Raw genomic sequence first — 12,226 nt, 5'->3', positions numbered from 1 at the left:
TTGGGCGTACTGGCATACATCACCCGGTAACCCAGCATACAGGCCTGGTAGCCAATAGCCGAAGCGATATAGCTTTTGCCAATACCTGTGCTACCGGTGACCAGCAGATTCTCAAAGCGGCTAATGAACGTACAGTCTGCCAGGCGCATGATCTGGTTTCGGTCAATGCTCCGGTCGGCATGATAGTGAACATCTTCCACGGAGGCTTTATAGCGGAACTTAGCATAGAAGATCTGTCGCTCGATACGGCGGTTATGGCGGTCGTCCCATTCTGCATCCACCAGGTGGGCCAGCAGTTCATCGGTTGTGTAATCATTGGTCTTACCTGTTTCCAGGGCGCTTTTAAAGGCATGGAACATACCGAAGAACTTCATCTTCCGCAGTTTGTCTAAGGTGTTTGTATTCATTCTATTGATGGTTTAAAGGGTTATTGGTAATAGTCTTCTCCTCTGATATTATCATGACTGGGCATCGGCAGTTCATCGGCAAACAGGCTTTCCTCATACTGATCCATATTCTTTTCCAGGATCATTTGGATGGTCTTGTAATTATAAATACCGTAGTTAAGGCCTCTTCGACAAGCCAGTATCAAACGCTCATTACCGACCTTCCGGGAAAAGTTCAATATCCCCAGGCATGATTTATAAGCTTGTTCGACATGCGTTTTCCGGTCAAATATGTTATGGATATAAAGCCTTACATCTTCATGAATGGCGGCTGCCCACCCCAGGAAACGCTCGGGGTTCCAGTCCGTAACGAACTGGTGGGTAGAAGCCAGATGTTCTTTATCTGTCGTATAACCATGCATGCTCCTGGTGCGTTTATGTATAGCGATCCGTTCATAATGATAAAAGGCCTCTACCGAATTGCTGGAATATAAAAGCTTGATCTTCTTGCCTATAAACCGGTAAGGCACACTGTAATTGTGTTTGTCCGGACCCAGGCAGACATGCCCGTTCTTCATGATCGTGGCATGAAACTGCTTTTTAAGCTCATACCGTAACACCGGTAAAGGCGTGAGTACGCCCCGTTCCACTTCTTCAAACTGCTGTCTTCTGCTGTAGTTCCGGCCTTGCAATAATAGGTTGTTATGTATTTCCAGGGCCTCCCTGATCGCCTCATTCAATTCATTCAGAGAATGATAAACGGACTTCCTTAATGGCGCATAGATCCGGGTATACATGATCTTAACAGCACCTTCTACCAGCGCTTTGTCACGCGGACGGAACGCCCGTGCTGCAAGAATGGTGGTACCGTAGTGGTCTGCAAAGTCAGCGAAGGTTTCGTTCAGGGTGGGTTCATAGCGGCTGCTCTTGGTTACCGCCGCTTTCAGGTTATCCGGGACGATAGCGTCGGGAACACCACCGATATAAAGCAGGGTATGCTCACAGGCCATAATGAAGTCCTCCTTTTGCTGGGTGAGCACAGCTTCCACATAGGTGAGCTGGCTAGCTCCCAGAATGGCTACAAAGACCTCTACTTCGATGATCTCACCGGTATCCTTATCGGTTATGCTTAGCTTTTTACCTGCGAAGTCCACATAAAGCTTATCTCCGGCTTTATGGTCTATATGCATCACCGGGTTTACCCGGGCCTTCCACTGATTGAAGTAAAAACAGAACTGGCTGTACAGGTAGCCGTCCGGAAACTCTTTATAATACTCTTTCCAGAGCATCTGCCGGTTAACACCAACACGTTTCAACTGTTTATCTACATGGGGGTAACAGCGCAGCATAGACTGCATGCGGCTGTTAGACAGATGCTCCTTGCTTTTACCGAACAAGTCCTCCAGCTCTTTGTCATTCAGCGCGTTGACCTCGTCGAACGTAAAGCCGCTATCCTTAAAAGAGGTCAGGTACTTCTTTACCGTGTTCCGCGAAGCGTCCGCCTGCGCTGATATCGACAGGATGCTGCGCCCGTGGCTGTACATCCTTAATATCTTTCTAATCTTACTCATACTGATCGTAGTGTTGGCCATGCTGGGGAGGTTGTTTGAAACCTCACAAAGATGGTTGCTTCTACAGCATAAGCCGACTCGTCCGGGGTGGTCAGTTTGCCCCGGAATAACTGGTCAATTTGACCCGGAATAGGTGGTCAGTTTGCCCCGGAATGCCTGGTCAATTTCCAGCGGAATCACTTTACCCTTTACCTATGAATCACTGGTCAATTTCAGCGGAATATCCAGGTAAGGGTTCGGCTCATAATTTTGGAGCGCTTTTTCGCTAAGTTCAACACCTAACGTATCCTGCACTATTTTAATATAATTCATGTTTTCAATTTACTGCTGAACCTGCCCCTTATCCTCCACCACGATCTCCGGCTTCCCTTTGTAATCTATTACCTTCCCAGTCACACAAATCAACTTCCCATCTAAACTATCCGCTAATCCTTTCCCATCACCACGCAGCACGACAGTAAACAGTGCGTCCGGGTATGCCCCGCCCATATTCACCAGCACCATGCTGCCAAAATCCTTGTGCCCATAAACCTTGGAGCACACCTTGACTGTTTCGCCGATATGGTTGGCTACATCTGTTTCTTTTACAGTTGCTACAGTTTCCAGCGCTTGAACCTTTTGCACAGGTGCGGCTGCAATCATTGTTTTAGAAAAAATCTGGTTGAGTATTCCGGCCAACCTGATCCCGGCTTTTTCGATACGGTCTTCAACGATCGGCAGGTGCGCCTGGTAATAGGCATCATCGATGTTAGTCCCATTCTTTTCGATCTCGCTATATAACTTTGAGCTGATCTGGTAACTCTCCCAGGCCCAGGTAATCTGCGGGTCGCTTTGCCATTTTTCGATCTGGGCCGGTGTGGCTTTGTCGAAGTTTTGGGCCAGCTGATCCTCGCTTGAACCGGCATGTTCGAGCATTTTAGTATCCCAAAGGCTATGCAGGTTGGTTCCTTGCCCATCATACTGCACTTGTATGGTATTCCCTCCCTTATCTTCCGCACGGCTGACATGCATAGGCTGGTGTATATCCCCTACAAAATGCACCACGTATTTCAATGCCGTTACCCGGTCCTCCCGGCTGGCATGCTCATCTGCTAAAATCCCTTCTTCTTTAACCAGAACCGTATAAACATTTGTTCCTGCCTCTACTTGCTGTTTGAAATCAGCAAAAGACAAACCCGTTTCCACATTAATAAAATGCCAGGGCGCAGTGGAACGGTCGCGGTTATCATCTGCCCAACTCGCTACATCTGCTAAAGTTTCAGTTCCCAGCAACGCGGCTACGCTTGCTTTTGCCTTATCCGTTAAATGGTTGGCAGCGATCCGCCCGATCACATTATGCCCGGTCCGTCCCCACGAAATCAATCCTACCGCTATACAAACGGCTGAAATGCTGCAAAGAAATTTCTTCATACAGCGAAGTTAGCGAGAATTGGCTAATTCCGCAGCATCGAACGCCCATCCGATAACCTGCCCAATCGTTTTGAGTATCTGGTCGAAGTCCTTTTGGTTCCTGATATCGGTTCCCGCCATCGTACCAAGTCCGGCACTATCATGCAGTACGTTATAATAGATCCCGCCGACGAGCAAAGCCATCACCGTCTTCAGGCTGATCCCGCTATTCCTAAAGTGCCCGTCTGCCAATTCCAACAAACGTACACCCTCCCTTTCCCGGTTTTCACAAGTAGCGCGCATCAAAGGATTGTATTCGCTGACCTGCCAATGCACCAGCTTTTGCATCTCCGCATCTTGGTGGAAATAACGGAACTGGTCCTGGAGCATTTTTATAAAACAGTTCTTCAATTCCGCTGTCGTCGGTTTCTCCGGCAATTCCAGCGATTCGAAGTAGGCAACCCAAGAATCTTTCCCCGCGATGTAGGCTTTCAGCAAGCCGTTGAAGTTGGCGAAATACTCATAGACCATCGGTTTACTAACGCCCGCGCGCAGCGTGACTTTATTTAAGGTCAGGCCATGATATCCATTTTCCTTTAAGGTCTCGCCAACCGCTCCGATCAGCTTCGTTTTTTTGTCATCCGGGTTCCGCTTTCCTGGCATGATTGATAATTTTATTGATACTTAACTTTAAAAAATAAAGTTAAGTATCGTTATGTTACCAAGTGGTAGATAACTCCAAAAAAAAATCTATAGCCTACTTCGTGCTGATCTCAGTGGCCATTTCTAAATAGCGGCAAAAGGCGTTCGCCAGCCTAATCTGCGCCGGGCTCTTACAGTCCGGCTCAAAAAGCTCCGGACTGCCTACAATGATGCAGGCGGTTTTCGCCCTGGAAACGGCGACATTTAAGCGGTTCAAACTATATAAGAATTCCATGCCTCTCGGCGCATTTTCCGGGGCAGATGTGGCCAGGGAAAATATGACTATAGGCGCTTCCTGCCCCTGGAATTTATCGACTGTCCCAGTTTCTATAGGATACGAGGTAGTCGCCATGATCTCCTGTACCTGGGCGTTATAAGGTGCGATAATTTTTATGTCGCCAGCAACCAGCGGCCGGGTCTCTCCTTTTTGCGACGTCCATTGCACATTGCCCGAAAGCAGGCCATTGACTAACTGATCGATAACCCCCGCTTCTTCTTTGGACGAACTTTGATTTCCTTTATGATTAACCGCGATATACCAAAGGCCCGCGCCGTCTATTACCGGGTGCCCCGATATGACCTGCCGTTCCAGGCCAGGTACGGAACTCAGCCTATTCTCATAAAACAGCTCCGAGATAAAACTACAGATCGCCGGGTGCATCCGCCTGGTCTGGTCCAGAAAAATCCCTTTGTCTCCCGGTATGGTCTTGTGTTCACCCAGGATATGCTCCAATGCGGATACCGTGGTGCCTTCCGGGTGGCTTCCCTGCTGCGGTTGTTTTAACTGCTGCTGGTCGCCCAGCAGTACCAGGTTTTTGGCGCCCTGTGATGCGGCAAGCGTGTCGACCAATGAAAGCTGGCCGGCTTCATCAACAAAAAGGATATCAACAGCTTCCGGCATCTGTTCATTTGCCCAAAGCCATGCGGTGCCGCCGACCACCTGCACCGTTCCATTTTGTAAGCTGGCCAGGACTTCAGGATTTGATTTTGTTTCCGGGATGACCGGGTTTGGCTGGTCGCTAAGATCAGTTAACTTATGTAAACAGCGAACTTGAACATTTTCTTCAGTTGCTGCTTCCATTACCTTTTCCAGTAAGTTGCGGATTACTTTATGGCTCATAGCCGTAATGCCCACCTTCTTGCCTGTTTTGATAGCTGCCAAAATCATCCTTGAGGCGGTATAGCTTTTACCTGCGCCTGGAGGCCCCTGTATCGGCAGCACGCCGTGGTCGAGTACCTGCACACCAGCCAGTGCCGCTTCCAATGGATATTTTGACCAGTCTACCCCTGCTTTCGTTCTTGGCGGCTCGCGCATTAACAGATCGCGTGCAGCACGGTGTCCTGGTAGAGGGCTGTCCATACCATGCTCAACTATCCATGCAGAAAGCCTGATGACAGCTTGTTGTTTTTCCGATGGCGGCACAAATTTCATCGTAAACACTGCGGACGGGTGTAAATCTTTTATGCTTGGCCCTTTCAAAATGGTAACGGTCCCATTTTCCTTATCAATCGCCGCAATGGAACCGAAAGCCTTTCCGTCTTGCATTTTAAGCGTGTCGCCTGCAAGCAGCTCACATTCCTGGGCCGGAAAGGAATACTGTTCGGTTATGCTTTTCCTAACATCTACTATGGAACCGGCAACCGGCAAAAGATAAGCCAGCGCCGCTTTTTCCTCGAGCAGCTCATCTTCGGGCAACTCCCGCAACCGATAGTATTCCCACCATTTCGACTTGTCCTCCCGCCGGTACCAATCCAGCATACCTGCCAAAATCCAGCGCCCCTCTTGTTCAGCGGTGCGCGGTTCGCCAGTAAGGGGAACGCCATCAATAAGCCGTTCAAATAAATTTCTTATAATCCTATCGTGTTCATCGATCTTTTCGGTGGCTTCACCGGTTTTCATCTCCGGGCGCAAAACAACCTGGCCGGCGGCGAGCTGCGCATCGCGTAAGGTTTCCAGCCAGTCACGCAATGCCAGTGTGGATTCGCAATCGTCGCGGTTATAATCAGCGATGACCTGTTTGATGTCCGGTGAAAGCGCTTCCGGGACACCCCGCTCTAAAGAACGTTCTGCAGCACGAAGCGCGGCGGCGGCATCACGCAAAGCTGCCCTGCGTTCAAACCCATAAAATATCTCCAGCTCTTTTATCGAATATCGTTCGATGCCGGCGCGTACAGCCTGCCGGGTTACCGTGAAAAGGTCTACAAATAAGTCGGCCCTGAGCATGCTGTCAATTTCATTTTCACGGCTGAGGTATTTCCCCATCAGCCTTTTCAAAGCGCTCTGCTCATAGGCGGCATAATGGTAAATGTGCATCCCGGGATGGGCGGCCCACCGGCCCATGATCAAGTCGACAAAATGTTCAAATGCGGCCTTTTCTTCTTCCGGGCTGAACGACCAAATGGCATTGTAATCACCATCGGCAGACCAGCCAAAAAGATATTCCAACCCGGTCGTCCCAATAAACGGGTCACCTTCCAGGTCAAAGAAAACGTCCCCGGCGTCAGGTTCCGGCAGTTTGCACAGGCCTTTAGTTTCCACAACAACCAACGATTCAAAATAAGGTGCATGATTAACTCGCGCCGTAAATTGCATTCTTGCTTGTTCCCGCAAACGAACATAAGTATCTATGGCACCCCTTGATGGACGTTGTTGCAAGGGTAAAGGAAGCAATGCTAATTGTTCAAGGGTTTCAACACCCCAGGCATTGAATTCCCCGGTATTCAGTAAGGAAAGTCCGGCTACTAATGATAAATGATCATCGTCCCTCCGCCGGCGGTCGCATTGCTGCCACCAGGAGCAAATTTCGCATTGGGGAACGGGTTCAGGGTAGATGCCGGAAGCATCGGCTAACCGGACCGCCGCTAACAACCGTGCGCGGATCAAACGGAAATAGGCCATGAAATCATCGCAGCGGTAAGCTTCTGCGGTAACACCGTTCGCTGGGGTGATCACATGCATAAAATCCGGCGTGGCTCCTTGTACCTGCGCCAGCAATTCCGAATAAAGACAGATTTGCAGCAACGTACCTGCACGGGTTTCGCGCGCCAGTTTGGTGTCCAGCACCTCGTAAGAATAATTACCCAGGTTACTGCTTTTATCCACCTTGATCAAAAAATCAGCACGGCCGTTCCATTCCCCGCTTTTCAGGCTGGCCTGGTAAATAACGTCTGCGCCGGAACGCATCGCGTCTTCTGTCCGTGATATTGGGGAGCCCCCTGTTCCGGTATACGGATCAGCGACGGTCAGTCCTTCAGCACGCAGCCCGTCAAGGTATTGCTGCTCAAATTCCTGTCCGCGTTCCTGGAGCACCGCTAATGATGGGTCGAGATAGGTGGGCTGGGCGATCAGTCCCTGTGCCGCTTGTAAATTGAGCAAGGTCAGGTATTTGCAGGCCAGGTGGTTGGATAAATCGCTTGCTGATAATTCAATAGCGCCATTAACAATCTTCATTTCCTTCAGGTTTGGTAACGAATGTAAACTAATTTGACTGATTCCGTCGCGATCTATCATTGAAATAAATTCCAATGACAAAATTCCCTACCTTAGTGTCAATCAACACCTTAAACATTCACAGCAATGAAAAAGACCCTATTCCTGCTGCTTATCATTTCAGCCAACGCCGCTCATCTCCGGGCCCAGGACACCGCAGCTATCCGAAAATGCATCCAGGACAATTTACCTGCCGTGAAACTCATGGTGGAAAACAAAATAATACGCAGCAAAGCCAGGTACATGGAAGAAGGAAACCCCGTTTCCTTCAATGATAAGCTGCCTGGTTATGAAGGTATCCCCGTAAGCCTATATCACTACCACTATCCCAAAAGCAGAATTTATGTAGCTTATGTCTATCTGCTGGATGCCGATGCGGAACGAATGGCGCGCTGGCTGATCAGCTCGGCCTTTCTAGTCAGGGGACATTACCAGGTTAGCGATATAAAAATATTATTAGATACCATAGATGGCCAGTCTAATGCGCAGTTCCCCGTGGCCGGCATCGTTTTTGAAAACGACAACGACAGTTTCAGCTCTAAGTTCATTTATTTTAAAGACGGCGTTACCGTTTCGGTCAAACCGGCCGTCAAAGACCGTTTTAAATTCGATACGCTTTATACGGACACGGCCAAAAAAACCATCAAACAGATCACTTTTTCTCCGGCCAATCTCTCCCTCATGACCAATGAAAACCTGGCCAGGTGCTGGTACAAAGGGCGGATCATCTCCACAACCCGCAAAGAATATACCGATGCAGGTGGCAAGGAAAACGTAACCGGGTTTAACTTTATGCGCGTGGTAAGGGACGAGTATCTCAAAGCCTTAACATCCGACTTCAATTTCCTGATCTACGCCAGGGCCAGGGATTTGCTTAAATAAATGCGCTTCCAACATATCCAAAAAAATAAGAAGTATTTTTAATAATATCAAAATAATATTAAATTTAACTGTTTATTATTCAGTTGATAACGCCTAAATTCATAATCATTGCCAAAACCTTATTTATCATGAAACGCAGAGATTTTATCAATAAAGCTACGATAGCGGCCTTAGCGGCAAAATATATTGTATTAAGTTCAAGTCAGGCAGAAGCCATGGGGATTACACGGACCTTTAGTCAGGTCGGTTATGATTATTTGCCTACTATCAGCGACGACTTATCCAGCGAATTTTTGAGCCTTATATCCTGGATGAAAACAAATGGCTGGGAACCATTGGTTACGCAAGTGTCCGGATTAACGCTACAGCTGTCCGGCAGCAGCGACCCTAACCTTTTTAAAACATTCCGGGCAAATAAAGTTCAGGCTATCGGTTGTGATGATTTCGCGGGTAAGCAGTTAATCAGCCCCGGCCAACCTCAAAACAGCTTGCTCTATCATTTATTGGCTAGTCCGAGGGTTCGCCTTCCGGCACCGGCCACGGCAGAAGATTATCCTTCTTTAGCGCAAATTGACCAGCTGGAAAATTTTATTTATAGCCTGCAAACAATCAATGCAATAGATACACAGTCTATGGTACTTGCCATGTTTTCCTATGAATACAGGCCGTCCAGCAAAACACCCCATGGGTGCCATGCTGATTTGGTATTTTCGAGGTCCGCGTTTTCGCGAATAGGAACCCAGCCGGTATCTGCCTATGACAAAATTAACCGCTGTTATACCAATTTACCCCAAAACCCGGAATTGACGAAGGAAATTGCAGCAGCCCCGGCACGATATGGGTTATTCCTGGCAGCACTTGTTCCTGGAACAAAAGTGGTAAACAATGCAGAGCAAAAGGCCAATCCAAATGAAAACTATCTTTTGCCGGTAAGAAAGATATTTAAGAACGATTCGCTAATAGCAGGCTATGACCTATATTTTGAGGAAGCTCATATCAATGAACGTTTAAAGAGATTGTGCTTAAAGAAAACGCTGGTCAAAACGCCAACGGCCGTAAATTTCGATTTCAACAAGGCTCCATTTATACGCAGGAGCAGTTCTTCGACTGACCCATCGGTGAGTTTTCCGGCTGAATACGATCAGGAAATGGTTAACCTTACAGAAGTTGGTTCTTCGGTTTTATTAAGTTCGTATCCCTGGCCGCTAACCCGTCAGGCGAGGCAAACCGTTAATGGCAGGAGTGAACGATTGCGGGTGCAGATACCACAAGCGGAAGGGACAAGTCCGCTGGTGTATTCAAACCGCAGATATACATCGTTGAAATTGATGGGTAAGCATGACCAGTTTAGTGATGCTTACAATGTGCTAAAAGATAGTGTATTATATCCAAGGTCGATCATAACAGATTACAGGGCGCCAAGAAATGCCCCGATGTTTGTTTATATCAGGGAACGCGTTACCGAAGCGGACGGCGACAATGTCACGTTGCTAAGTTATTTAAATGAAACCAATCCTGACGATTTGTTGATGCAGACCCGTAACTCCTATTGGGTGGGACTTTTCGAAGATAATATTTGTGACGGATGTGTTTTTGCCAGGTTAAAACGAAAAAACATTGGGCAACAGGATTCTGCGATCATCAGCAAAATTATGAGCATCCCCCTATTGCCCGCTTTTTCTATAGTTTCCGCGCCGGACTTTTTTCCGATGGTGGAAAGCTATGATATGTTGCCTTATCGCGACCTGTTTATTTCGGGCGGTGTAGAAGACACCAGCAGCGCAAAATTAAAAGCGAACCCAAATATTGATCTGCCCGGTGTCCAAACATCTGCTTTTCCAAATTATTCATCAAACGGCATTGAAACGAATGTCCAGGATACCGTGTTTTCTATCATTACAGGCTTGCCGGATGCAGGAACGCTTTATCCCGGTGGTGCTTATGATGTCGTGCAAGCAAGCTCGCAAACCCGGTCCAATTTTCTGCCGGACAGCGCAACCTTGATATTTTTCCCGGGATGGGACATGACCTATTCCAACGAAATCGATCAGATCGGAGAAGTAAAAAATACATTCTACAGCACCATGGGTTTAGGGTCGCCGTTCATGGAAGATTCAAAACTTTGCGCCGCAGCAAATGGAATGTGGGCCGCGGCTTCCCCGGACTCCGCCCGCACCTTTCGGGCTTCGCTGACCGACATACCTACCAAGGGCCTCCCTCAAACAGCAGTGCCACTACTTGATATTGAACTGGGCTTACACCCGCATTCGCCCGCTGTGAAAGATTTCGGACAAATGCAAAGCACCGGCTGGGATGGTGAACAGGGCCCTTTCCTTTTGCGTAACGGGAATAACGTTTTTGTAAACTTCACGGACATCAATAAATCAGACTATGTTCAAAATGCCTTAGCCGGGCAGTTCGATATGTCACTTATGCGCCAAATAACGATAAAGGAGATCACCGGCCGGATGGCATCATTATATCAGTGTTATCATTATTTTCGCCACAAAAAGAATTTATGGCTGGTTGGCGCTGAAAAAGTCGCGAACTGGCAAATAGGAAGTAATGCCTATTGCATTCCTGCCAATCTATTCGGCGCAAGCAAACAATTGCCGCGCCCCATTCGACTGCCCGGGAAAAAAGATGGCTATCTCTACGTATTTGCCGAAACCAACGGCCAATTTTCATACCCCGAAAAACGCAGCAAAAGAATGCAGCAACAATGTTCAGCACTACATATATTTTTACTTTCCAATAATAACATCATCACTTACCACAATCTTAATTCAACGAATAATTGGACACCCGACTGGATTTAATAATTATTGGATGCGGTCCGGCCGGTGCGTCCGCGGCGTTGACGGCAGCAGCGGCCGGTTTAAAGGTCTTGATGTTAACGCGATCCGTCGCTGCCAAAACCGGGTATGATGAGCCCTTGCAAAGCGTTCATCCCGGACTCGAAACATTGCTTAAGTCATTTAATGCAGAGGGCGCGATAGCTTCTTCATCCCGCGGTACTTATGAGGGCATTTATTCAAAAGGGCACTATACTCCATTAAACGCCGATCCCGCCGATATCTGGCATGGACACCATATTGACAGGCACGCATTCGATCATTATTTGTTCGATCTGCTGCGTAAAAGTAATGTTGAAATTATTCTTGATGACCCGGTGTTGGAAATCACCGACCACCAGATTTTTTTAACATCCGGAAAGGTCCTGGAAAGAAATTTCGTAATCGATGCGACGGGAAAATCCAGGCTCCTTGGCAAAAGATTCAAACTTGAGGAAGAGTTCTATTCACCCCCGCTAACTGTTTGGTCAGGAGTGTCACATGACGTTGACAAAGCATTTTTTGAAAACAACGGAACGAGTTTTAATGTAAACGGCAACGGATGGACATGGCTTGCTCCTGAGCCACCGTCCAGGTGTACCTGGACCACGATTTCTTTTACAAAAGAAAGAAAACTGGATTGCCCTGCAGCATTAAAGGAATTTAAAAATAACATGCTCAGTTTGAATTCCGCAAATGTTCGATGGCGTGTTTTTAAATGCCTGGCTTTTAATAAAATACTGCTCGTTGGGGATGCTGCCGGCATATTAGATCCCGGAGCAGGGCAGGGCATATTAAATGCCTGCTGGTCTGGGATAGCAGCCGCCAGGACAGTTATTAATATAGTAAGATCAAATCATGTTGCGGATCTGGCGCTGAAGAACTATGAGACTTGGTTTATGAGCAAATATCTTCACAACGTAAATCAGCTAAGAACCTATTATGAAAATATGGATATTATTTTTTGATCGT

At 47.6% G+C, this 12,226-nt stretch carries 8 protein-coding genes; 3 read left to right on the top strand and 5 right to left on the bottom strand.

The window, feature by feature from the left end:
• The 5 genes from GSQ74_RS22775 to GSQ74_RS13205 all read right to left on the bottom strand — a co-directional run.
• Nucleotides 1–407 (bottom strand): ATP-binding protein (locus GSQ74_RS22775; RefSeq protein WP_254060877.1); only part of this gene is annotated, 407 nt, incomplete at its 3' end.
• 20 nt (nucleotides 408–427) lie between these two features.
• Nucleotides 428–1,957, bottom strand: a complete 1,530-nt coding sequence (gene istA, locus GSQ74_RS13220; RefSeq protein ID WP_254060876.1) for an IS21 family transposase — start codon at nucleotides 1,955–1,957, stop codon at nucleotides 428–430.
• A 321-nt stretch (nucleotides 1,958–2,278) separates the two neighbouring features.
• Complete coding sequence (locus tag GSQ74_RS13215) at nucleotides 2,279–3,367, bottom strand: S1/P1 nuclease (RefSeq protein WP_158994012.1); 1,089 nt, start codon at nucleotides 3,365–3,367, stop codon at nucleotides 2,279–2,281.
• 9 nt (nucleotides 3,368–3,376) lie between these two features.
• Complete coding sequence (locus GSQ74_RS13210) at nucleotides 3,377–4,009, bottom strand: TetR/AcrR family transcriptional regulator (RefSeq protein WP_158994010.1); 633 nt, start codon at nucleotides 4,007–4,009, stop codon at nucleotides 3,377–3,379.
• A 94-nt stretch (nucleotides 4,010–4,103) separates the two neighbouring features.
• Nucleotides 4,104–7,574, bottom strand: a complete 3,471-nt coding sequence (locus GSQ74_RS13205) for a TM0106 family RecB-like putative nuclease (RefSeq protein ID WP_158994008.1) — start codon at nucleotides 7,572–7,574, stop codon at nucleotides 4,104–4,106.
• Nucleotides 7,575–7,625: 51 nt separating this feature from the next.
• On the opposite strand from GSQ74_RS13205, the gene GSQ74_RS13200 reads away from it, so the two are divergent.
• The 3 genes from GSQ74_RS13200 (at nucleotide 7,626) to GSQ74_RS13190 (ending at nucleotide 12,222) form a co-directional block, all read left to right on the top strand.
• The gene (locus GSQ74_RS13200; RefSeq protein WP_158994006.1) at nucleotides 7,626–8,420 is read left to right on the top strand and encodes a hypothetical protein; all 795 of its coding nucleotides are present in this window, start codon (nucleotides 7,626–7,628) and stop codon (nucleotides 8,418–8,420) included.
• Between the two features lie 128 nt (nucleotides 8,421–8,548).
• Nucleotides 8,549–11,239: a hypothetical protein gene (locus GSQ74_RS13195; protein WP_158994004.1), complete on the top strand. Its 2,691-nt coding sequence runs from the start codon at nucleotides 8,549–8,551 to the stop codon at nucleotides 11,237–11,239.
• A complete protein-coding gene (locus GSQ74_RS13190; RefSeq protein WP_158994002.1) occupies nucleotides 11,218–12,222 on the top strand; it encodes an NAD(P)/FAD-dependent oxidoreductase in 1,005 nt (334 codons plus the stop codon). The genes GSQ74_RS13195 and GSQ74_RS13190 overlap by 22 nt, the downstream gene beginning before the upstream one ends.
• The last annotated feature ends 4 nt before the right edge of the window (nucleotides 12,223–12,226 follow it).

It is taken from the genome of Mucilaginibacter sp. L196, assembly GCF_009765905.1.
Lineage (GTDB): Bacteria > Bacteroidota > Bacteroidia > Sphingobacteriales > Sphingobacteriaceae > Mucilaginibacter.
This window is presented reverse-complemented; position numbering and strand designations above follow the sequence as displayed.